Origin of the sequence: Psychrobacter sp. TB67, assembly GCF_000511065.1 — a bacterium.
GTDB lineage: Bacteria > Pseudomonadota > Gammaproteobacteria > Pseudomonadales > Moraxellaceae > Psychrobacter > Psychrobacter okhotskensis.
In genome coordinates, this window is record NZ_AYYA01000055.1 from 232,791 (window position 1) to 257,183 (window position 24,393).

At 44.3% G+C, this 24,393-nt stretch carries 18 protein-coding genes; 7 read left to right on the forward strand and 11 right to left on the reverse strand.

What is annotated here, in order from left to right; translation table 11 throughout:
- Positions 1-10 precede the first annotated feature (10 nt).
- From W293_RS0110685 to trmB, 3 genes are all read right to left on the reverse strand, one after another.
- Positions 11-1,117: a regulatory protein RecX gene (locus tag W293_RS0110685; protein ID WP_025652430.1), complete on the reverse strand. Its 1,107-nt coding sequence runs from the start codon at positions 1,115-1,117 to the stop codon at positions 11-13.
- Positions 1,118-1,174: 57 nt separating this feature from the next.
- Entirely contained in the window at positions 1,175-2,233 is a 1,059-nt protein-coding gene (gene recA, locus W293_RS0110690; RefSeq protein WP_025652431.1) for a recombinase RecA, read from the reverse strand.
- Positions 2,234-3,263: 1,030 nt separating this feature from the next.
- A complete protein-coding gene (gene trmB / locus W293_RS0110695) occupies positions 3,264-3,995 on the reverse strand; it encodes a tRNA (guanosine(46)-N7)-methyltransferase TrmB (protein ID WP_407074181.1) in 732 nt (243 codons plus the stop codon).
- A gap of 385 nt (positions 3,996-4,380) precedes the next feature.
- Between trmB and W293_RS0110700 the strand changes: the two genes are divergently transcribed.
- Positions 4,381-5,310, forward strand: a complete 930-nt coding sequence (locus W293_RS0110700; protein ID WP_025652433.1) for a DUF2628 domain-containing protein — start codon at positions 4,381-4,383, stop codon at positions 5,308-5,310.
- A 34-nt stretch (positions 5,311-5,344) separates the two neighbouring features.
- Here the strand turns inward: W293_RS0110700 and W293_RS0110705 are convergent, their stop codons facing one another.
- Both W293_RS0110705 and W293_RS0110710 read right to left on the reverse strand, forming a co-directional pair.
- On the reverse strand, positions 5,345-7,204 hold the full coding sequence (locus tag W293_RS0110705; protein ID WP_025652434.1) for a monovalent cation:proton antiporter-2 (CPA2) family protein: 1,860 nt from the start codon (positions 7,202-7,204) through the stop codon (positions 5,345-5,347).
- A gap of 89 nt (positions 7,205-7,293) precedes the next feature.
- A complete protein-coding gene (locus tag W293_RS0110710; protein ID WP_025652435.1) occupies positions 7,294-7,998 on the reverse strand; it encodes a hypothetical protein in 705 nt (234 codons plus the stop codon).
- Positions 7,999-8,199: 201 nt separating this feature from the next.
- On the opposite strand from W293_RS0110710, the gene W293_RS0110715 reads away from it, so the two are divergent.
- Entirely contained in the window at positions 8,200-8,514 is a 315-nt protein-coding gene (locus tag W293_RS0110715; protein WP_025652436.1) for a hypothetical protein, read from the forward strand.
- 71 nt (positions 8,515-8,585) lie between these two features.
- On the opposite strand, the gene W293_RS0110720 is transcribed toward W293_RS0110715, so the two are convergent.
- The 6 genes from W293_RS0110720 to gmk all read right to left on the reverse strand — a co-directional run bounded on the left by W293_RS0110720 (position 8,586) and on the right by gmk (position 17,086).
- The gene (locus tag W293_RS0110720; RefSeq protein WP_025652437.1) at positions 8,586-9,779 is read right to left on the reverse strand and encodes a cation diffusion facilitator family transporter; all 1,194 of its coding nucleotides are present in this window, start codon (positions 9,777-9,779) and stop codon (positions 8,586-8,588) included.
- Between the two features lie 368 nt (positions 9,780-10,147).
- On the reverse strand, positions 10,148-12,445 hold the full coding sequence (locus W293_RS0110725) for a primosomal protein N' (RefSeq protein ID WP_025652438.1): 2,298 nt from the start codon (positions 12,443-12,445) through the stop codon (positions 10,148-10,150).
- A gap of 144 nt (positions 12,446-12,589) precedes the next feature.
- Positions 12,590-12,970: a RidA family protein gene (locus tag W293_RS0110730; RefSeq protein WP_025652439.1), complete on the reverse strand. Its 381-nt coding sequence runs from the start codon at positions 12,968-12,970 to the stop codon at positions 12,590-12,592.
- Positions 12,971-13,146: 176 nt separating this feature from the next.
- Positions 13,147-15,333 (reverse strand): RelA/SpoT family protein, encoded by a 2,187-nt coding sequence (locus tag W293_RS0110735; RefSeq protein WP_025652440.1) that lies wholly within the window; start codon positions 15,331-15,333, stop codon positions 13,147-13,149.
- A gap of 645 nt (positions 15,334-15,978) precedes the next feature.
- On the reverse strand, positions 15,979-16,239 hold the full coding sequence (gene rpoZ / locus W293_RS0110740; RefSeq protein WP_025652441.1) for a DNA-directed RNA polymerase subunit omega: 261 nt from the start codon (positions 16,237-16,239) through the stop codon (positions 15,979-15,981).
- 220 nt (positions 16,240-16,459) lie between these two features.
- A complete protein-coding gene (gmk, locus tag W293_RS0110745) occupies positions 16,460-17,086 on the reverse strand; it encodes a guanylate kinase (RefSeq protein ID WP_025652442.1) in 627 nt (208 codons plus the stop codon).
- A gap of 348 nt (positions 17,087-17,434) precedes the next feature.
- Between gmk and ispH the strand changes: the two genes are divergently transcribed.
- From ispH to htpG, 5 genes are all read left to right on the forward strand, one after another.
- The gene (gene ispH, locus W293_RS0110750; RefSeq protein ID WP_025652443.1) at positions 17,435-18,391 is read left to right on the forward strand and encodes a 4-hydroxy-3-methylbut-2-enyl diphosphate reductase; all 957 of its coding nucleotides are present in this window, start codon (positions 17,435-17,437) and stop codon (positions 18,389-18,391) included.
- Between the two features lies 1 nt (position 18,392).
- The gene (locus tag W293_RS0110755; RefSeq protein WP_025652444.1) at positions 18,393-18,638 is read left to right on the forward strand and encodes a hypothetical protein; all 246 of its coding nucleotides are present in this window, start codon (positions 18,393-18,395) and stop codon (positions 18,636-18,638) included.
- 149 nt (positions 18,639-18,787) lie between these two features.
- Positions 18,788-19,603 (forward strand): thioesterase family protein, encoded by an 816-nt coding sequence (locus W293_RS0110760; protein ID WP_025652445.1) that lies wholly within the window; start codon positions 18,788-18,790, stop codon positions 19,601-19,603.
- Between the two features lie 486 nt (positions 19,604-20,089).
- On the forward strand, positions 20,090-21,610 hold the full coding sequence (locus tag W293_RS0110765) for a catalase (protein ID WP_025652446.1): 1,521 nt from the start codon (positions 20,090-20,092) through the stop codon (positions 21,608-21,610).
- A gap of 448 nt (positions 21,611-22,058) precedes the next feature.
- Positions 22,059-24,068 carry a molecular chaperone HtpG gene (gene htpG, locus W293_RS0110770; RefSeq protein WP_025652448.1) on the forward strand — a complete coding sequence of 670 codons (2,010 nt, stop codon included), beginning with the start codon at positions 22,059-22,061 and terminating at the stop codon, positions 24,066-24,068.
- Positions 24,069-24,393: the final 325 nt, after the last annotated feature.

Sequence of the window (24,393 nt, forward strand, 5' to 3'; positions counted from 1 at the left end):
AGTCACTATCCTAAAAGCGCTCATCTAACGTGTCTAGCGTGTAGTTGAGCGCCGCAAAGCAGATATCGGTGTTAAAGCCACGATATTGCAAAAACCGTAGTTGGCGCGCTTTATCTTTTTGCTCAGTAGGAATGTCGTCGCCGTACTTTTTGGTGCGAGCAGCAACAGCGAGCTTGAGCCAATCGACACCATCGACCAAATTGTCAGCGCTGTCATCTACGAATTCGCTAAACTCCTCTGACTCTGCATTCGCCATATCGATTAGCTCATCAATATTACCCGGCATGGCAATTTTTTTACGATAAAACTCCTGCTTGATACGTCCTCGTCCACGACCTTTGCGGATATTTTCGCGAATCAGCATGAGGGTAGTGCGATAGTCACTTTGATAGCCTTTTTCTGCAAACTCTTCAAGCAGCGCATCAACTTTTTCTGGGTCTTGCTCTTTATCGAGCAGCTTTTGCTTAAGCTCAGCCTTGCCATACTCACGTCGCGATAAATAATAAAACGCCAACCAGCGTAAGCGACTTTCGGCTTTGATTGCATCAATATCCGCTTGACGTTGTTCAGGGGTACGCAAGTAGGCTTTAAGCGCCGCTGGTAGGTTATCTGTATGGCTGTCTACTACGCTATGCGTAGAAGTGGTGGTAGCGGTTGCATCTGCTATGTGATTTGATTCTTTATTAAATCTATTGTCATCACCAGTAGCAGCGCTATCGTTTTGCTCACCATGAACGTTGTGTTTGACCTCTGCTAGCATCTCTCTAATGCTTTGCGCTGCAGGTGGTTGATAAGCGGGCACATCACTAGGCTCAGGGCTAAAGTTAGCCGCTGGGTGAAAGCGTTTTTTACGCTTTTTGGATTTAGTAGGGTTTTTGCTAGTAGAAGGGGGTGCGTCAACTGATTCTATCTCAAAGCTGGAGTCATCAGATAACGAAGTAGCTTTACGAGAGTAGGTCGAGCGCTTATGTGTTTTAGCCGACTGTTTAGGCTTGTCTTTAGATGAATGCCGAGAAGTCTTAGAAGATTGGGCAGAATTTTTTGAGTTAGTATTAGCACTACTCGCTGAATCGGTGTCCGATTCAGCAAGTATTTCAGCTAGAGTTTTAATTTTCATAACAATTTAATTTTCATAACAAGTCATGATCATTGATAACGGTGAATAATGGAGCCGTTATTGAACAGGTTCAGAAGCGGGTTCTACATCGGCTTCATTAGTATCCGCTGCTTTGGCTTCTTTTTTCGATCCAAGTTTTTCATCACGAATTTTATCTTCAATCTCTTTCGCAATCGCAGGATTTTCTTTTAAGAACAGTACAGAGTTGGCTTTACCTTGACCAATTTTTTCATCGCCATAGCTATACCAAGAGCCTGCTTTACCAACCGCCCCAATCTCAACGCCTAAGTCAATCACTTCGGCTAAATGATTGGTACCTTCACCATAAGTGATTTCAAACTCTGCTTGGCGGAAGGGCGGTGCCATTTTGTTTTTGATGACCTTGACACGGGTTTGGTTCCCGATGATTTCATCACCATTTTTGACCGCACCGATACGGCGAATATCCATACGTACAGAAGCGTAAAATTTCAGCGCGTTACCACCAGTCGTCGTTTCAGGGCTACCGAACATCACACCAATTTTCATACGGATTTGGTTAATAAACACCACCATACAGTTAGAGCGTTTGGCGTTACCAGTGATTTTACGTAGGGCTTGGCTCATCAGACGCGCTTGCAGACCCATATGTGAGTCACCCATTTCGCCTTCAATCTCAGCACGCGGCGTCAAGGCAGCTACTGAGTCAATCACGATCATATCGATTGCGCCTGAGCGTACCAACATATCGGTGATTTCAAGTGCTTGCTCGCCATTGTCAGGCTGCGAGAGCAATAAGTCATCAGTGTTTACCCCAAGCTTGCGTGCATAGACAGGGTCAAGCGCATGCTCAGCATCGATAAAGGCACAGGTCCCGCCTTGCTTTTGACATTCTGCAATCGCCTGCAGCGTCATAGTCGTTTTACCAGAGCTTTCTGGGCCATAAATTTCAACGATACGACCTTTTGGCAGACCGCCGATACCGAGCGCAATGTCTAGACCTAGTGAGCCTGTTGATACCACATCAACATCCATAATGGCTGAGTCGTCACCTAGATGCATGATGGTGTTTTTGCCAAACTGCTTTTCGATTTGACCGAGGGCTGCTTTGAGTGCTTTGGCTTTATTGTCGTCCATACTGGATTCCTTTTATTCAATAATTATTTTGAAATGGTAAATAAGATGTCTTTGCTACTATATAACGCTAGGGTAGTGAGGCTAATAATAGGAATGACCTAAATCATAAGAAAGATTCAGCCTTTAAATAGGCTAGCGACGTTGTAATAGGTGGTAATTAGTAAGTAATAGCTAATATATCACTCTACTATACAGTAAAATTAAATAATGAGATAAGTAAAAAAAAGTTCATAATCATCTATGATTATAGGAGACTTTGGCGTATCAATAGTGAATTAATTAAAGCATATGCTTTGTACTACTATTGATTAGATAAGGCAATTATAACAAAATCCAAGGACTGGCTTTAGGGTTAGGAAACGCTAAACGACACTAATTGTCGCGTGATAAACAACGATGACTTTATACAAACCATGCTAGCATTTATCTGTTATTTCAGACCGGATAACAGGGTGGTTTGTCAATAGATTTATAAGTTGTCCACAACGAATAATCAAAGTTTATTCGTCGTGTGTGAAACATCTTTGATAATTGAATAATATTTAAAAATATTAAAAATAAATTATTATGATTTCAAATGATGTCTAAGATATTGAATATTAAGGGTTTTTAAATTGTATAAAAAATGAACGATTTTACCTAACCCTTTAAGCTACCTAGGAAAATTCTTGTCAAGTGGTGACTTATACACAGGGTTATCCACAGCTTATGGGGAGAACTCATGCAGCCCTTATAGTATCAATGTTTGTATGAATAAGTAGGAGCAGAAAATCACTCAGTTATACATTTTTGCTATTATGCAACTATTTCTTCTTCTGTAAATTTCGTCGAAATGGCTATGTTTCACATATTGCTGCTTTGTTAATTTGGATAAATAAAATTCTTCAAAGCACCTCAGACAGAGGGTTCAGCCAATTAAACGCTACATATATTTAGATAGAATGAGGAAAAGCGATACCGATAGTACAAAAAAGCGGCTAGATATCTTAGCCGCTTTGTCGAAAAACCATTAAGGGTAACGTGGTAACGTTTACTCTTTAATATAGATCAAGTCCCAGACACCATGTCCGCGCTCTAAACCACGGCGCTCAAACTTGGTCATTGGACGAAAGTCAGGGCGGTCTGTGAAGTTGCCTGCGCCTGCTTGGTTGGTTAGCCCTGAAAAACCATCTAAAACCTCAACCATCCAAAAGGCATAATGCTCCCAGTCGGTTGCCGTATGGAACCAGCCACCTTGCTTTAAACTGCGCGTGACAATCGCCATACGCTCAGGACTGACAAAACGGCGCTTATAATGGCGCTTCTTTTGCCATGGGTCAGGAAAGTAAAGCTGGATGCGGTCGATATGGTTTTCTGGTAATTGCTTGAGTAATTGAATGGCATCACCGTTAATGATTTTGACATTGTTTAGCTCTTGCGTACCTGCCATATAAGCGCATTTACCGATACCTGGCTCATGGACTTCGACGCCAACGAAATTGCGCGTCGGCTCGGCGGCGGCCATCTCGATGAATGAATCACCCAGCCCAAACCCAATCTCTAAAGTAAGCGGAGCGGCACTGCCATTAGGGCTATCCGCGAATAACACCCGCAAGTCCTCGATGCCGTCGAGATTGCCATCACCGAAGCTGTTATTGACCAAATAATGCGCAAATTCTGGATCAGTAAGAGCCATTTCGGCATTTTTATTCATGTGCGTACGCCGTTTCATAAAGGTATTAACAATACGAATATGCTTGTCCGTTGGCATGTCTGTGTTCATGGTGTCAGCAGTATTGGGATTTTGCGCATCAGTAGTATCATGACTACTATTGATGTCATTGTGTTCAGGATGTTGACTCATAGGATTAACAAGGCTTAATTAGGTGGGTAAAGTTGCCTCATTATAAGTGAAATCGTCACCGCTGTGAACGCACAATCCAATTTTAGCGTGCCTGCCATAATTTTTATATATTTATACACTGTTTGTGTCTACAGGTTTCATATATATGGGTTTTCTACGCAGGGCTTTTGGCGTTATCATATAGCAAGTGTGGTTTTAAAATAATGGTTTAAAAATAACCACTTAATGAGAATCGTTGAATAAAAAAAGATATAAAAATCCGCGCGTTAACATTTATGCTTAATAATAAGTAAGGCTTGTCACCATGTTATTTATTGAGACGGACTCGCCACCACCGTTTTACCAAGAACAGCTGACAGCTGCCAAGCGTGAGCAGTTGGATAAATGGTTTATCAGTCATCGTACCCAGCGCTATTATCTCAAGCGCTTCTCAGAGTTTGATGAGCAAGGTTATCTGTCGCCAAAATGGCACTGGGCCGCATTTTTTATTACTTTTCCTTGGCTGTTATATCGCAAGCGCTATATGGATGCAATTGTTTACAGCGTAGCAGGCTGGTCTTTTATTCAGCTTAATGTTGCTATTGTGCTGGTCACTTTTGAATTTGTAGCGATGTCTTATATTCCAGATGCATATCAAATGGCAACGCGACTGGGTATTGCGGCGATTATTTGGCTGTTTTGGGCGTCTATGGTGGCACGTTGGACAGACGCTTATTACTACCGGATGGCACGGCGCGAAATCGCTGATGCGATTGAGGATTATCCGCGAGACGAGGCGGCGCAGCAAGCACATCTGCGCCGAGAGGGCGGGGTCAGTTTGTTTGGTTTGGGCTTGGGATTTGGGCTCTTTGCTTTTGCTTTATTGGTGATTAAGGTGCAGTTTTTACCTATTATTGCGAAGCCAAAAGCCAATGAGGTATTGTTTAATGCTTATGACATCACCAAGACGACGCAGAATCGTGTGGCGGTCATTTACCAACAGACCGGGCAGTGTCCCATTAATTTGCCATTTAACATAGATGATCCGCAGGTGCTGATGCGTATTGATACTCAAGTGCCGGGCGTTCCTAAAACAGATTGTGCCGTCATAGGAACGATTCATAACGTTAAATTCCCACTGCGTTATCTCAATGAGCAAACAGTCGCTTTTTATCATGTGAAAGATAGCAACAGTTGGCAATGTACCAGCTCGCTAAATGAAAAACTTGCGCCGCCAAACTGCTCACCGGATTAAACGGCAATTATCCTTTGGGGTTAGTAGCGATATTCTAGTTTTCATCAACGGGCGCGGCTTGGTTTTTTAGGGCGTCAGAGAACTCACTCAAGTCCATCTTACGTGCCTTACCAATATCCTCATCGAATAAGCTCTCAAGCTCTGTCATTGAGGACTGTACTGACTCTATCAGGCTGGCCTCATCATCATAGATGGCTTGCTGACGCTCAATCAAATCATCATCATAGTCACGGAAAGTTTGCACGGTTTCGCGCGCTTTTTCAGGAGAGATGCCAAGCAGCTGCAAGGACTCACGCGACATATCTAAAGACGATAAATAAGTCTCACGCCAGATATGACGAACCCCAACTTCACGGAGACGGTAATAGTGCTGTCGGTCACGAGCGCGTGCCAAGATAATTAAGTCAGGGTAGTTTTTGCGCAGGTATTGAGCGGTGGTAATAGAGCGCTCTAGGTCGTCAATCGCCAGAATAAAGACGCGGGCTTTTTTGATACCAGCGGCGCGCAATATCTCAGGGTTTTTTGGATCGCCGTAATAGACTTGGTTACCAAAGCGCCGGACGAAATCCACTCGATTGGCGGAGCGTTCGATGGCTGTAAATTCGATATTGTGCATGCGTAATACGCGACCGATAATCTGACCGACACGACCAAAACCAGCGATAATAACCTGATGCTCATGATCAGGAATGGTATCGTACTCACGGCTGGGTTTGCTTTTGGCGAATAACGGCTCTCCTATTTTTTCTAATAATAAGAATGCCAGCGGCGTCAGCGCCATAGAGATGGTCACAATGAGGTTTAGGGTGTTTGCCAGCTCAGGTTGCAAGACATTTTGAGCGGTGGCCACACTGAACAAAACAAATGCAAATTCACCGCCTTGAGCAAGAGTAACCCCTAACCTGATACTGGTTGGCCAGCGATTGCCAGATATTTTTGCGATAGCGGTGACCACACTGAACTTGATAAACATCAATGCCATCGCACAGCCGATAATAAAGATGGGCTTGGCCAAAATGAGTTTGACATCAGTCAGCATTCCGACCGACATAAAAAATAGCCCAAGTAATAACCCTTTAAAAGGTTCAATACTGGCTTCTAACTCGTGACGGTACTCCGAATCCGCCAGCAAAACCCCAGTCAAAAATGCACCAAGCGCCATCGATAGACCAATCTGCCCCATCAAAATAGAGACGCCCATGACGATAAATAGAGCAACTGCGGTTAATAATTCTGATGCGCCACTAGATGCCACAAATTTAAAGAAAGGTCGGATGATATAGCGGCTAGCAAAAATAAGTCCGGCGAAAACCGCAAATACTTTGCCGAAATAGATTAAGTCGTAGCTCTGCTCGCGCACCCCTGACAAAAATGGAATAACCGCCAATAAGGGAATCACGGCAATATCTTGGAATAACAAGATGGTAAACGCTTCACGACCATGGGTACTAGATAGCTGCTGTTTTTCGGTCAGTATTTGTAGCACAAAAGCGGTGGAGGAGAGCGCTAAGCCGAAGCCGACAATAAAAGCCGTATCGAGTGGTAAGGAGAAAAATTGATAGAGGATACTCATCAATAAGGTGCCAGACAGACCGACTTGTAAGCCACCAAGGACGAATATTGAGCGGCGTAGCGCCCAAAGCCGTGAAGGCTGGAGCTCAAGACCAATGATGAATAGCAGCATCACCACGCCAAATTCAGAAAAATGTAATAAGCTCTCAGCGTCGCCCGCCACATCTAGCGCACTTGGTCCTAATATCAATCCGGTGATTAAATAACCAAGGACGGTCGCAATACCAAAGCGTTTGCCAAGGGGTACAAAGAGCAGGGCAGCTCCTAAGAAAATTGTAGCTTGTAACATTAAATTTGGTGAGCCGGCGGCGGCAGCGAACATCTGGAATCCTCAAAATTGGCAAAAAAATAAGCAATGTAAAACAGTCAATATAAAACAAGAAGGACAATAATAAATAACGCTAGCATACTTTATTTTTTGCGATAAATCTTCCACACGCCGTTATCAGCAAGCGGATTGTTATAAGCATCATTACGACGCTTACGCGGTGTCTGCCGACTGTCTATCATCTTAAAATTGGGCAGTGCATGAACGATAAGTCCAGTGCGATAAAAGCGCACACGTTCGGGCTCTAGCATCTCACCCATACTATCGCGGCAAAAGACGTACGCACGCAAGTCAATAAATTCACGATGCGCCACCAAACGTGCCTCATCATCCTTCTCCAATACGGCAGCCATACGCGCAATCTCATCAGCGCTATAATCCCCGCATTTATCAGTAAGTGCACCTACTGAGCCAAAGCTCTTAGATTCTTTAGCATGAGTTTTGGTTAGATGCAGGCGCTGAACATGATAGATAAATTGAGGTATCTCGAGGCTGGCAGGTAATGGCAGATAATCGGGCGGTAGATTGGCCGCCGGATAAAAGGCCATCGCGCGTTCGAGCAGCGTCTGCCAACGCTGTTGATAGGCTTGGACTTCGGCTAGATTGCCTTCATAAATAGGCATATCACGGATTTGACGCAAAATATCAGGCGGGAACTGCGCATCTCGAAAGCTAGCAATGTCTTCTTGCAGCGTTGATAGCAATGTTTTGGCATGCTTTTTACCCTCACTTGAGATAGGGTCATCAATGTAGCTAGGAGCAACGAAAGGAGCTGAGCGTCTCGACATGGCAGAAGGTCATCAATTGGTTATGAATAAGGGTTTTAAGCCTTAAGTATACAGAATTTATAGGAAAAATATGGCGGCGCGGCCAAATTTTCCATTATTTTTAACATGCTCTTACAATGATAAAAATCTGCCTGATATAAGCTGATTTGCAATAAAGGTCTTTTATTTATCTTTTTTAAGCCACTTTTTAGGCGCTTTTTTATGAATCATCATTCACCTCCTTCGTCCATATATGATAACTGGCGTGGCTTATTAGAAACTGTCGGTAAAATAATTTTAAGGATTATCGGTGCAGGACTGGCGCTGCTATTTGGGTTTTGGTTAATAGTGGCATCCAATATGGGACCGGCTTATCTGCCGCACCTCATGAACGGTGCGCTAGATTTTTGGATTCGCATGACGCTGTTGGGGCTCGGGCTAAGTACTTGGCTCATAACAGCGCTGTGGATAATTTGGCTAATACTGCGTTATTGCCAGTACTTTATAAAAAAATATCAATTAAAACGTCGCTCATAACTAACAACCAGATAGGCGACGTCTTAATTGATAATTATATGATTTAATGTCTTATGTTTAATGTCTTACGCTTAATGGTTGTGACCAATATGACTATTGGTATCAGTCGCCTGCTGTGAGATATCGCAAACTAAAGCATCGCTATGCGTCTTGGTTTGCGGATGCGCTAAGCTTTCAACCTGAATGGTCGCATGGTGAATATCAAGCTCAAGGAGGCTTTGCTCTAAACTGGTAATCAGGATACTGGATTCATAAATACTCATTTCGCCATCGACGACCACGTGACACGATAGGGCGTTGAGACCGCTGGTGATACTCCAAACATGCAGATCATGGACTTGTCGTACTTGCGGGTGGGCAAGTAATTTGTCTTCGACCTCAACTAGCGATATACCTTCTGGCGTACCTTCCATCAAGATATGGACCGAATCACGGACGACGCGGTAACCACTAAACAAAATCAATATGGCGACAATCACCGAGGCCGCCGCATCCGCCCAAATCCAGCCAAAGCTCATCATCAAAAGCGCGGCAACAATAGCGGCAACCGAACCCATTAAGTCACTTAACACATGCAAATAAGCACTTTGCATATTCAGATTGACCGGTGCTTTACCCGCATTTTTTCCTTGACTGTCCTTGTTACTACCTGCATGACTGTGACCATGTGCATCTGTGCCGCGACTGCCACGGTGCATCAGCCAAGCGACCAAAATGTTGACCAACATACCAATGGTAGCAACGATAAGCATGCCTTGGGTCGCAATCTCAGGCGGCGAATTAAAGCGCTTAATCGCCTCATAAAAAATCATAATGGCAATAATAACCAACGTCGCACCATTGACTGTTGCCACTAAAATCTCAAAGCGTTTATAGCCAAACGTCTTTTGATGAGTGGCTGCTTTTTCACCAATTTTGAACGCCATTAACGTCGCGCCAAGGGCTACGGCGTCACTGAGCATATGACCAGCATCAGACAATAGCGCCAAACTGCCCGTGAGCCAGCCACCGATGGCTTCGATAAACATATAGCCAGTAATAATGACAAAGCTAAAGAGTAACGTACGCTGATAGCCCTTGGTATCGCGCGGTGCGACTGTCTGTTCTAGGTGTTCATCGTGGTCGTGATTGTCTTGATTATTATCAGTATAACTGTCTTTAATATAATGACCTTCTGCATCCTTTTGACCGTGCTTATGATTATCAGCCGCAGTATTCTCATGAGAATGGTCATTCTTTTCAGATTTTGGGTGATTTTGATTCATAACAACACTCAGGATGATAGAAGGTGAAATTTGATTGCTTATAAAGCTGTGCTTGCTGTATAAAAACCAGACAGATATAAATAATTTAGCACATTTAATAAATGCTTGCTGTATCTAGGCGGTAAACGATGAAATGCCTATTTTGAAAAGCGTTGGTTAGTGACTGTAAGCTATATCTATATAGTCAGCTCCACATAAAGAAGATACAGTGAAACTGGAATGAATTTTTTGTAGCCTCTGTCGGCGTAGGCACAGCAAGCTAGAAAAATTCGTACCAGTTTCACGTTGTCAGATAACGTATCCATTTTATTTAGTACCGACTATAGCGTGATGATTCGAGTTAAAGGACCATGCTAAGAAATTGGATATTACCAACCAACAGGGTCAATATCCAAGGTCAGCTTCAGATATTTGGCGCTTGGCAAGGTAAGTACAGGTTGCCACCAGTGATGTAATACCCGATGCAATTGCTGTCTGTCTTTGCCTAACAGCAGTAAATGCACGTGGTAGCGACTGTTCTTTTTACTCATTGGCGCATCGATAGGACCGAGGACAGCAAGATTATGCCCATTTGGCAAAATAGCAATCGCATCTTTAAGCGCTTGCGTCGTGGCGGCAAGGGTTTTGCCTTCACAGCGTATTAGGGCAGCATAACTATGCGGCGGCAAGCCCATCATTTTACGCTCTTGCAATAGCTCACGAGCAAATGACAGATAACCATCTTTTACCAATTTTAATAACAGCTCATTATCGGGCTGCAGCGTTTGAATCAATACGCGCCCCGATTTATCACCGCGACCGGCACGCCCTGCGACTTGAATCATGAGTTGTGCAGTATGTTCCGGTGAGCGAAAATCGGCTGATAAAAAGCCACGATCAGCATTGGGCAAACAAACAAGCGTAACATTAGGAAAATGATGACCTTTGGCGACCATTTGCGTACCAACTAAGATGGCAGGCTTGCCTTCATTGATACGTTGATAGATATTCTCCCAGCTGTCTTTACGTCTGGTGGTATCGCGATCGATTTGGATAATAGGGTAAAGCTCTTTACTGGTTTGCGGATTGGCAAAAATCGCATGCAAGTTTTCGCTGAGCCTTGTAGTGCCCATTCCTTTGGCATCCAAATTTTGACTGCCACAATCAGGACAAACCGTTGGAATATAGGCTTGCCAATCGCAATGGTGGCATTTTAAATATGAGCTGCTTGAATAGGAATTAGATGGCGATTGGCTATTATAATGGACAGTTAAATGGGCATCACAGCGCGGGCAATCTGCTTGCCAACCGCAAGCTTCGCATAGCAAAACTGGTGCATAGCCGCGACGATTTAAAAATATTAATACTTGATCGCCAGCCTCTAGTGTTTGCCGTATTGCGCCGATAAGCGCATCGGTCAGACCAGTATCATAGCGTGCGCCTTCGTTCGTCGTTTGTTGATGCGTACTTTGCAGGCGCGCATCAATCAGCTGCATGCTGGCAAGCTTGGCATTACCGGGGCGAGTTTGCAATTGGCACTCTACCAGTTTACCGTCATCGACCAGTTTTAGATGCTCAAGAGACGGGGTGGCGGTCCCAAGTACGACGGGGATATTGGCTTGTAATCCGCGATAAAGCGCGACGTCAGCGGCATGATAGCGCAGCGTATCTTGCTGCTTATAGGAGCCATCATGCGCTTCATCAACCACAATTAAGCCCAAATCTGCAAAGGGATAGAGCACCGCTGAGCGCGTTCCAATGATAATTTGCGCATGACCGGTACGGCAATCTTGCCAGCCTTGTAGGCGATGGGTATTGTTCATACCCGAATGCAATAAGACAATATGAGCGGCAAAGCGACTGGCAAAGCGCGCGCGCGTCTGCGGCGTGAGTCCAATCTCTGGCACCAAAATCAAAACTTGCTTGCCGGCTTCTAAGACCGCTTGCATCGCTTGCAAATAAACTTCGGTTTTGCCACTACCGGTAATACCGTTTAATAAAAATCCCGTGTAGCGCTTAGCTTCGTGGGCAGCAATGATAGCGTCGACAGCAAGCTGTTGCTCATCGTTCAGATCAAGTGGCATTTTCGCGAGTTTGACAGGGGCAGGTGCTTGTTTTGGCTCAATATAGCGTTCGATAAGGCCTTTTTCTTCCAGCGTCTTTAAGAAGGCTCTTTGCATGCCTTCCAACAACAAAGTATCTTCACTCGCACCGCGTTCGCCATGCAGTTTAAGCATATCGAATTGCTGCTTTTGTTTTTTGGCATTGGCACGAAAGTCATCATCATTCGCATGCGGCAAAATTCGCCAATGGGTAATCAATAAGTCTAGCGGATTGCCTTGACGAACGAGGGTGGGCAAGATGACTGCTAATACATCACCGAGTGGATAGTGGTAATAACTCGCCAGCCAATAAGCCAGCTTTAGCATGCTGGCGTCCAAAATCGGCTCGGCATCTAAGCACTTATTGATAGGTTTGAGTTTTTTTATTGGTACGCTGCTATCTGCTGCAGCGATATGAGCAATGACGATACCAATTAAAGTCTGACGACCAAATGATACCTCGACGCGGCTACCAATTGGCGGTAGTTGTGATGCAGCCTCATTTAGTGAAATGTTCATATCTGCCGGTAGGCTATAATCAAATACCCGATAAAGGGGCACAGGCAGCGCAACTTGTACCAACATAAAATGCATTCCTAACTTTTGGGTATCTAAATAATAAACTCGATGAGGATAATAACAGTAAGCCCAAATAATGATATTTGGGCTTACGCTAACAACCGTTATTTTGACGCATTCACTTAAGCATTCAGTGTAATAACTTCCGTATTATTCAATGTATAGTATAGACTCAATTTCAACCACACCGCCTTTAGGTAGTGCGGCTACTTGTACCGCTGCACGGGCAGGGTATGGCTCGCTTAAGTTGGCAATGAATACCTCGTTTAAGGTGGCAAAGTCATTCAAATCAGTCAAAGATACATTGAATTTAACCACGTCATTTAGACTGCCACCCGCGGCTTCACAAATGGCTTTAATGTTTTCAAACACTTGCTCAGCCTGTGCTTTAAAACCCTCGCGCAGTTCCATGGTTTCAGGATCAAAACCAAGCTGACCTGAGATATAGACGGTGTTACCGACCTTTACTGCTTGTGAGTAAGTACCAACAGCGGCAGGAGCTTTATCTGTTTGAATGGTTTGACGACTCATATTATATCCTTAACGTATTTTTTTCGTTTGATTGATTGGATTTACTGACTAAAAACGAAGTAGCAAAGTTTATCATTATTTTGGTTTTTTCTAAAAATTAAGGCTAACTCTATAAGGGTTTAGTGCTTCTTCAATCAGCAAAAAAGTTAGGTATTAAGCATTAATAGCGCTTATAGCTATAGCTGATAAAGTCGCATAATATTAGGAAATCCCAGTAGTGAGCGCAGCTCGCGAATGCCTTGTGCTAAGTGATTGCGACTACGCACCACAATATGGATGATGGTGTCAGTATGGCGCACATCGACCGTTTCGACCCCCATATTTAACTGGCGCAGATGGTAGATAACCTCGCTAATTTGTTCGTCGCTGAGGGCAAGAGACAGCTTTAAATAAGCCGAAAAACGGACTTTGCTAGCGTGCTCACCGGACTCATTTTGTTTGATAGCCTTATCATTGCGCCAGCGCAGCTGTATCACTTGGTAAGGGTTGTCCTTACGAATATCATCGAGCGAAAAGCATTTATGGCGATGTACCACCAAGCCATGACGCGATAAATGGCCAACGATAGGGTCGCCATAGATCGGATGACAGCAATTGGCAAAATCAAGCTCAACCCCTGAGGCGTTGACGATCAATTGCTGCGGTTGCGCCGTATCATCGCTGTGTTCTTTGGCCTGCAAGTCACTGACTTCATCGCTAAATAGCCGCGTGACTACCAGCTGAGGCAATAGCGTACCCGAGCTGATCTGCTCAAATAGCGCACTTTTTTCTGCCAGACCGCGCCATTCTGTCAAGTTTTTCCAGTCGCTATCGGTTAAATCATCGAGACTTTTTTGATAGGTTTTTAGCGCGCGATCCAAGGCTTGTTGACCGTGGTGCTGCTTATCAGCTGCAGATAAATCTTTAAACCAACGTAAAATCTCTTCACGAGCTTTATTGGTTACCACAAATCCTAACCATTCGGCTTTTGGTTCCGAGTGGCTATTCACTTCTATCTCGACCAATTGACCGTTTTTGACCACCGTACCCAGCTTGGCCTTTTTACCATCGATATTGGCACCAACGGCGACATTGCCGACCATAGGTCCAACAGCGTAGGCAAAGTCAAGCGCTGTGGCTCCTTGCGGTAGCTCATAGGCACGACCTTTTGGGCTATAACAGATGATTTTGCTTGAATGCAAATAATCCATCAGCTCATTAATCGTCGAGACCGCAGCGGTAAAGTCAGGGCTGTGTTGATTAAGGCTGTCCTCATCCACCAAGTCCTTCATATTGCGCAGCGATGCTTGAATGACTGATTGGCTGACATCGGAGGCGTGTTCTGCGCCAATGACGCCCAGCCTTGCCGCATTTTGCATCTGTTTGGTCAAGATAGTGACTTTTACAAAGTCGTTATCGCGCTCATAAATAAGGGTCAGTGATTGGTTGCCACCTGGTAATGGACGCCGAATATTGTCAGCGATATGGCCGTCATCGATCTGATATTTTTTGATTAGGTAATAAGCAAGCTTGTCACATTCTTCGATACTATCGAGCACAATCTCAAAAGCGTAGTGACGGAGCAGGGCATTAATCTCACCGCGATTGCGGAAAAACTGCCGATATATCACCACACGATTGTCTAATACTTTCACGAGGCCATTGAGCCCTAGATTATTTAAGACAATAGTCAGATAGCTATGAATGGTTTCTCTTTGGAAGTTTCGTCCCAGCCCATGTTGCAGTAGCTTATCCGAAATCTTGTTATACATCCCAGAATCAAGATTTCGATAACATAGCACCTCGATATAATCGGCAATGTCATTGAGACCCATCAGACGGGCAAATGGCACATAAAAATCTAATGTCTCTTGCGCCGTGGTGCGCTGTTTTTCGGGACGTACCGCATCCAGCGTCGACATATTGTGTAAGCGGTCGGCCAACTTAATAATGAGCACTCGTGGATCAGCAAGGGTAGCCGTCAGGATTTTATGAAAGGTAGCAGCTTTATTCTGTTGCTTATTATGAGACGAGGATTTTAGTTTGGTGACCCCATCGACCAGCCTCGCCACGACTTTGCCATAACGCTGCTCAATTTGCTCATCACTGACCTCGGTATCTTCGACCGTATCATGTAAAATCGCCGCAATAATTGTATCTCGATCTAAGCGAAAGCCCGCCAATATCTCAGCGACCGCCATCGGATGAGTAATATATGGCTCCCCTGATTTACGCTTGTCTTTAATGTGCGCAATATCGCCGAACTCACAAGCATCAATAATGTCACGGCGTTCAGCAGCAGTCAGATAGCCAACTGAACGGAGCAAATTATATTGAGCATCATCGACTAGGTGATGACTGAGTTTGGGGAGGGTTTGACTCATAAAGTGACGATCCTATTTTCCATTATCTATCATTGATTGAGCGCTGTTAAGGTAAATGGTGACTGAATGAATACTAGGGCATGTCCTCAATTCAAGCGATTGTATCTAAATGGGCTAACAATGGCTAAATTTTGCCAAATATCGTCAAATAGCTGATTAATATCCCGATATTATTCGCGCTATTTTCCTCATTTGACGGCAATTTATCTCATTTTTATGACCATTTTTAAAATGAGGACTCGCCCTAATCTATCTTATAAAAAATAATATCGGTGCATGGATATATGGATATAAATGCAACCGCATGCAAGCTGTACTAGCGTATCGTTCACAAGGTTGATACTGTCACGCTTTTAAATTGCAGCGACCATATCATAAAAGAAAACGATCATTGTAAAAGAGCGCGATAATTATAATAGAGAGCAGTAGAAAGGCTAGACCACCCTCTAATTAATCGTAAATCGCCTTCAATGTCAACTGCTAAGCACAGGTGCTAGGAAAAAATTCATAAATTCCAACCCAATGGTACGATTTCGGGTATAAATGGCATTGGTAATCGGCAAAAGAACACTTGTATAAACGAAAAACCACAGCATAAGCTGTGGTTTTATCATCGATATGCAGATGCGTTTCGAGCCGTTCTTATTAAAAGCTATGATCGCCTGACAATGCTAAGTCTAGTGAGCTCGTGGCAAAGTTATGCTCTGGCTGATTTAGAATGTCGCGGGTGATTTTGCCAGCAGCAATTTCACGTAGAGCCAGTACCGTAGGCTTGTCGTTATCGACTTCAACCAACGGCTCAGCGATACCTTTGGCCAACTGACGGGCGCGCTTACTTGCGACCAAAACCAGCTCAAAGCGATTATCAACATTATCCAAACAATCTTCAATCGTCACTCGTGCCATAAATAGCTACCTCGGTTGTTTTTATCAGTCACGGGCATGGCCCGCCACTCAATAAAAATAATATCAAAAATATAAAGGGGAATAGCTAGACATTGTAGCATTTTTTGCCTAGGTAGGTGGTTGCTTTTTATGTCTGCTGCTACTTATATCGAAGGCGGCGCGCACAATGCTCAGATAAGAGGGCAGATAGTGCGATTTTAGCCTTCACCTATTTTTCCGGTTACTCTTCTACTTTGGGATTGAGTAAGTTGGTAATGGTGCGATGATAACGCTGCTGTTGACGTTTTAAGGTCTGTCTATCGGCGACGATAATGGCCTTTAGCTCAGTCAAGGCGACTTCGAAATTGTCATTAATAATGACAAAATCAAAATTCACGTATTGCGCCATCTCTGTTACCGCGCCCGCTAGGCGTTGCTCTATGACTTCCAGGGTATCTTGCGCGCGAGTCGATAAGCGCTGGCGTAAAGTAGCAATACTTGGCGGCAGAATAAAAACCATCGTCGCATCGGTAAATATTTTTTTGACTTGTAGCGCCCCTTGCCAGTCAATCTCCAAAATCACATCGACACCGGCGTCTAACTGCGCACGCACGCTTTGTTCTGAGGTGCCATAATAATTACCAAACACTTCGGCGTGTTCCAAAAATTTATTGTCACCGATAGCAGCCACAAATGTATCAACATCAGTAAAATGATAATGATGACCATCAATTTCACCGGGACGCGGGGCACGAGTCGTGTGCGACACACTGACGGTCAAGTCATTGGTGGTGGCAAGTAGCTGCTTTACCAATGAAGTTTTGCCCGTGCCGGAGGCGGCGGTAATAATAAATAATGAACCTGTCATACAATGTTTCCTAATGGAGTGCGTCCTGATGGAGTACGTCTTAGTAAAGTGTGTGTTAGTAAACCGCCAAAGCGTCAAAGGCTGGTAAAAATATAAAATGCCATCATGTAAGGTTAGAGAAACCGTAACCGCTGTATAATTATAAACTGCTTTTGGTACTTTTATTTTTTAAAGACCAACCGTTATTTTTTAAAGATTAACTGTGTCTATTACGACTGCACGGTAGTATTTTAAAAGGCAATAAAAGCAAATTATGCTAAAGTAGGGTATTGAATGCATCCCAACTTTTGAACGTTAAACTTTTGACGTTAAGCTATAAATACAAATTATCTAATGATAGGCCATCTTATGCAAATTTATCTTGCCAATCCACGTGGATTTTGTGCTGGTGTTGATCGTGCGATTGCGATTGTCAACGAAGCGTTGATACGCTTTGAGCCCCCTATTTATGTCCGTCATGAAGTCGTCCATAATAAATTCGTGGTCTCGGATTTGGCCAATCGCGGTGCCGTATTTGTCGAAGAGCTACATGAAGTGCCGGATGGAGCCATTGTCATTTTCTCGGCGCATGGGGTCTCAAAAGCGGTCGAAGATGAGGCGACGCGTCGTGACCTGACCGTCTTTGATGCCACTTGCCCGCTCGTTACCAAAGTACATATCGAAGTCGCTAAATTTGCCCAAGATGGCATGGATGCGGTATTGATCGGCCATGCAGGTCATCCTGAAGTAGAAGGCACGATGGGACGCTTTAATCGTCGCCATGGTGGGGAGATTCATCTGGTCGAAAATGAAGCCGATGTCGCAAAGCTAACTGTGCAGGATGGCGAGCGTTTGGCATTCGTGACCCAAACGACCTTATCGATGGATGATACAGCTCGCGTCATCGATGCCTTGCGTGACAAGTTCCCTAGTATCGAAGGGCCGCGTAAAGACGATATCTGTTACGCCACCCAAAACCGCCAAGATGCGGTCAAAGACTTGGCCAGTCGCTGCGAGATAGTATTGGTGGTCGGTTCGCCAAACTCATCAAACTCCAATCGCTTGCGTGAATTGGCAGAGCGGATGAACTGCCGTGCTTACTTGATAGACAATGCTAGCGAAATGGATAACAGCTGGTTCGACGGTATCGACAGTGTGGGTGTCACCGCAGGGGCTTCAGCGCCAGAAGTATTGATTCAAGAAGTGTTGCAGCAGCTACAGGATTGGGGTGGTGATTTACCGAGTGAGCTATCAGGGATCGAAGAAAACGTTACTTTCAGCTTGCCCAAAGCGTTACGTATTCCGGTCACACAAGTGGGTAAATAACATGAAAAAACAGAAAAATAAATTCGTACTGGCAGAAGCCTCTGTTGAAGACATTAATAAGCAATTGAAAATCAACATGCTGGTCATTGTCGTACTGATATCGATGTTGGTTCTCAACACCGCGCAATTTATGAAGGATTATAGTCTGTTATATGCTGTTCTCATTGCCATCATGGCTTTTTTCCTCTTTATAATGGCTAAGAGTCGCACGCTGCTTACTATGAGAAAGCAAGCGCTTACTAAATAAACAGTAAAGGTAAGCGCAGTCTAAAAATTACCAGCGGCTGTTTAACACGCTCTGGTAAAGCGTATTTTTTATATAACCATCACCACTTCTCACGGCAGTCAAAAGCGCTGGATGAATGAGAGGGATTCGATTGAAAATCAAGGATATCCATGTCAGCTTATTACAACTTTATTAAACGCGAGCAGCAAGACGATGGTGTGGTAGTCGCCTATTACCAACCAACGAAGAACGTCCAAGGTGCTTGGAATGAGCATGAGCAACATATGGCACCAGCCACAGGAATACTGACCGCTGAGCTCAGTAAATATGCCCCGCAAGCAAATACGCGTATTGCTCGTATTAGCCTTGACATCTTGGGACTGATACCCTTTGATGACTTTACCATTACCACTCGTTGTATTCGTCCGGGTAAAACTATTGAGCTGGTTGAGGCGGTCATGAGTAGTGGCGGTCGTGATGCAATTATTGCACGTGCATGGCGATTAATGACGCAAGATACCAGCGAGATTGCAGGGCTAGAGGACAAAAAAGCGCAGTATCAACCTGAAGAGTTAGCGGACTGGGATGGGATGAAAGGTTGGCCAGGTGGTTTTATTGAAACAGTGCGCTTAGTCACTGATGCCGATCGCCGTGCTGGTCGTGGTATGGTCTGGATCACCAATGATGTTGAAATGGTAGCAGGTGAGCCAACAGATGATTTGGTGCATTTATTGGGTATGGTCGACACTGCGAATGGTGTAGTACCACGGCTTGGCCTTGGCCTCACAACGTTGGAATGGATGTTTCCCAATACAGATTTGCAGATTCATATGCATCGCTCACCGCAGGGTCGTTGGCTTGGCATTGAAGCTGTACAACAGTATGGCGCTGACGGAATAGGGCTTACCAGTGCCGTATTACACGATATACATGGGCCTTTTGGTCGTAGCGAGCAGATTTTGACAATTCGTCCCATGCCTCGTTAATTGCTAAGCAGTATGTAAATAACTAGGGCGCGTCCTCAATTCAAGCGATTGTATCTAAATGGGCTAAATCTTGCCGAACATCGTCAAATAGCTGATTAATATCTCGATATTATTTGCGCTATTTTCCTCATTTGACTGCAATTTATCTCATTTTTATGACCATTTGTAAAATGAGGACACGCCCTAGCTTTTAATCAAAGTTACCCAAAGAAGTAAAGCAATTTAAATCGGTCAAAACAAGCCAGATTGTTCTGAAAAACAAAACCAAAGCATGTAATTAATTAATTATACAAATAAATGGTAATCGGTTGTAATAGCATTCAATAACAGAATCTGACCACCAATTAGACATTACCTATGAAAAAAACAATCCGTTTTTCGAACATGCTGACAACTATTCTGGAACTGTTGCTTGAGGCTTATTCAGAATAGATTTTGTACTTTAATGCATTTAACTTTCAAAGGAGTATCACTATGAGCAATGAAATGAGCGCTAAAAAATGTCCTTACGCACCGACCCAATTGACCATGGGCAATGGCGCACCAGTTGCTGACAACCAAAACAGTCTTACCGCCGGCAAGCGTGGACCACTATTGGCACAAGATATTTGGCTAAATGAAAAATTGGGTAACTTTGTCCGTGAAGTGATTCCAGAGCGCCGTATGCATGCCAAAGGCTCCGGCGCATTTGGGACCTTTACCGTCACTAATGACATTACCAAATATACCCGCGCTGATATTTTTAGCGAAGTCGGTAAGCAAACGGAGATGTTTGCGCGCTTTAGTACGGTGGCAGGCGAGCGCGGTGCGGCTGATGCCGAGCGTGATATTCGCGGATTTGCGTTGAAGTTCTATACCGAAGAGGGCAACTGGGACATGGTCGGCAACAATACGCCAGTGTTCTTTTTACGTGATCCTCGCAAGTTTCCAGATTTAAACAAAGCCGTTAAACGCGACCCACGTACCAATATGCGTTCGGCGACCAATAACTGGGATTTTTGGACTTTACTGCCAGAGGCATTTCATCAGGTTACTATCGTGATGAGTGATCGCGGTCTGCCCGCATCGTATCGACACATGCATGGTTTTGGCTCGCATACCTACAGCTTTTGGAATACAGCCAATGAGCGTTTTTGGGTAAAATTCCATTTCCGCACGCAACAAGGCATTAAAAACTTGACCGATGCAGAAGCGGCGGATGTCGTTGGTATGGATCGTGAAAGTCATCAAAAAGATCTGTACGATGCCATCGAAAATGGCGACTTCCCGAAGTGGAAAATGTATGTGCAAATCATGCCAGAAGCTGAGGCTGACACTGTCCCTTATCACCCGTTTGACTTGACCAAGGTCTGGCCAAAAGGCGACTATCCGCTGATCGAAGTGGGCGAGTTTGAATTAAACAAAAACTCTGACAACTACTTTGTCGATGTGGAGCAAGCCGCATTTGCGCCAAGTAACCTAGTACCAGGTATTAGCGTCTCACCAGATAAAATGCTACAAAATCGTTTGATTAACTACGCTGATGCACAGCGTTATCGTGTTGGGGTCAATCATCAGCAGATTCCGGTGAATAAGCCACGTTGCCCTGTGATGAGCAATCATCGTGATGGTCAAGGACGCGTCGATGATAACTACGGCAGTCGTCCGCACTATGAGCCAAACAGCTTTAGCCAGTGGCAAGAGCAGCCTGACTATGCTGAGCCACCATTAAAGATTGATGGCGATGCCGCGCATTATGATTTCCGCGAAGACGACAGCGATTATTTCAGCCAACCTAGAGCGCTGTTTAATTTGATGAGCGCTGAGCAGCAACAAGTACTGTTTGAAAATACTGCTGGCAACCTATCAGGTGTGCCTGACTTTATTCAGTATCGCCATATTCGCAACTGTAATTGGTGTGACCCCGCTTATGGCGCAGGCGTGGCCAAGGCATTAGGCCTAACGGTCGAGGACGCAATGGCAGCGCGCGCGACTGATCCTGCCCGTGATTTACCTAGTTGCTTATAATTATTCAGACGGTTATTAATGATTTAGGCAGTTATCAACCTTGATATTCTAGGGCGTGTCCTCAATTCAACCGATAGCAATCTAAATGGGCTAAAAATGGTTAAATCTTGCCAAACATCGTCAAATAGCTAGGTAATATCTCGATATTATCTGCACTATTTTCCTTGTTTGACTGCAATTTACCTCATTTTTATCACCATTTTTAAAATGAGGACACGCCCTAAACATTATGCCAATAGATTGCTGATACAAAAACACCGCTTTAGGAAACTAGGGCGGTGTTTTTGTTGAATTGAACTTTTTAGCTTGAAATTTTCCGCTGCGCCCCTATTAGTATAAACAGCTTAGCGGTATCCAAATCGTGCTTTTCTCATATTCATTTGAGCAAAAATGGTTTGACTGCTGCTGTTTTACAATAAGTTTTTGACATAAATTAAAGGAGTTTTTTATGAGTGAACAGACCCAAGCGGCTAATAAAAATGCTGATGACATCAACGTTAATAAAAGCAGCCCTGAACTAAAAAAACATACTTTTGAAGCAGAAGTGGCGCAGTTGCTACATTTAGTGACGCATTCTCTGTATTCTAATGCCGATATTTTTGTCCGTGAGTTGGTCTCAAACGCCTCCGATGCTTGCGATAAGCTGCGCTTTGAAGCCACCAATGATGACAGTTTGTACGAAGACGATGGCGAGCTACGTATTCGCATTGCTGTTGATGAAGACGCCAAAACCATTACCTTTACTGATAATGGTATCGGTATGAATGAAGCGGATGCCATCGAAAACTTAGGAACGATTGCCAAATCAGGTACCAAAGCATTCTTAGACAAGCTGTCTGAATCGCAAAAGCAAGAAGGTCAATTGATTGGTCAATTTGGCGTTGGTTTCTATTCAGGCTTTATCGTGGCAGATACGATTAGCGTAGAATCACGTAAAGCAGGCGAGCCTACTGATCAAGGCGTACGCTGGGTATCAGATGGTACGGGCAGCTTTACCGTTGAGCCGATCAATAAAGCGACGCGCGGCACTGCCATTACTTTGCATTTAAAAGAGCAATATAGTGAGGGCGAAGACAATTATCTAGATCGCGGTAAAATCAAGCGTTTGGTGAATAAATACTCAGACCACATCAGCTTGCCGATTCAAATGCGTAAAGAAGTTTGGCAAGAAGATGTAAAAGAAGAAGGCGACGCTGATGAACAAGCCTCTGCTGGCGGCGAGATGGTGTTGACTGACGAATGGGAAACCATTAATAAGGCCAGCGCGCTGTGGACACGCTCAAGCTCTGAGATTGAAGATGATGAGTACGTCGATTTTTATAAAAACATCTCTTATGATATGGATGCGCCACTAGCATGGACGCATAATCGTGTCGAAGGCCGCGTGCAGTATACGCAGCTATTATATATCCCAAAAAAAGCGCCGGTAGATTTATACACGCGCGAGCAGCAACATGGGCTTAAGCTGTACGTCAAACGCGTCTTTATCATGGACGAGGCAGAGCAGCTGCTACCAATGTATCTGCGCTTTGTCAAAGGGGTGATTGATTCAGCTGACTTGCCATTGAACGTCAGCCGCGAGCTATTGCAAGAATCGCGTGATGTGAAGTCTATCCGTGATGGTAATGCGCGCCGTATTTTGACCTTGCTAGCTAGCCTTGCTAATAGCGAAGACAGTGATAAGCAAGAGAAGTTCGCGCAGTTCTACGCTGAGTTTGGTGATGTCATCAAAGAAGGACTGGGCGAAGATATGGGCAATCAGGAACGCATTGCCAAATTGCTACGTTATGCGACCAGCACCCAAGATAGTGTGACCACCAGCTTTGAAGACTATAAAGCGCGTATGAAAGATGGGCAAAAGGCCATCTATTATATAACGGCTGACAACTTGGCGGCGGCAAAGAACAGCCCACAACTTGAGCTATTTAAGAAAAAAGGCATCGAAGTTATCTTGATGACCAGCCGTGTCGATGAATGGGCGATGAACTTCTTGACCTCATTTGATGAGACCCCGCTACAAAACATCGCCAAAGGTGCGGTTGATTTGGGCGACTTGCAGGACGAAGCTGAAAAGGCTGAAGCTGAGAAAGCGCAAGAGACCATGAAGCCTGTGGTTGATAAGCTAAAAGCAGCATTAGGCGAGCGTGCTAAAGACGTGAAAGTGTCTACACGCTTGGTCGATAGCCCAGCCTGCCTAGTCGTTGGTGAAGGTGAGTTGTCACCGCAAATGATTCAAATGCTCCAGCAAATGGGTCAAGATGTCCCAGCGAGTAAGCCGACGCTCGAGGTCAACCCTGATCATCCATTGATTAAAAAGTTAGAGAGTAGCGAGCAGTCTGACATCGATTTTGACAAGCTGGCGCAAGTGATTTTTGACCAAGCATTGTTAGCAGATGGCGGTCAATTAGACGACCCCGCTGCTTATCTAAAACGCGTCAATGAGCTATTGATGAGATAATGTTTATGGTTTGGTAGAATGCTTTGATATAAAAGGAGATCTTGTATTCAAGGTCTCCTTTTTTTATGCTATTTCTGCCTTGATTTAAGCGATTTTTTACAAATCAGCCTTATCCTCTTAACCGACAATCCGTTACAATCGCGATAGATTAGCAAGCTAGACTATTGAGTATAGAACATTGATTCTAGACCATTGGTTTACGCTATTCGCTTCTTATAATTATTCTATAGTGAGTCAAATATAAAATAGATTTGTGTCAGCCGCGTAAAAATGCAATTGAATACTATGAAACGGCTGCTGCATCAAAAATTTATTATTGGCTCGC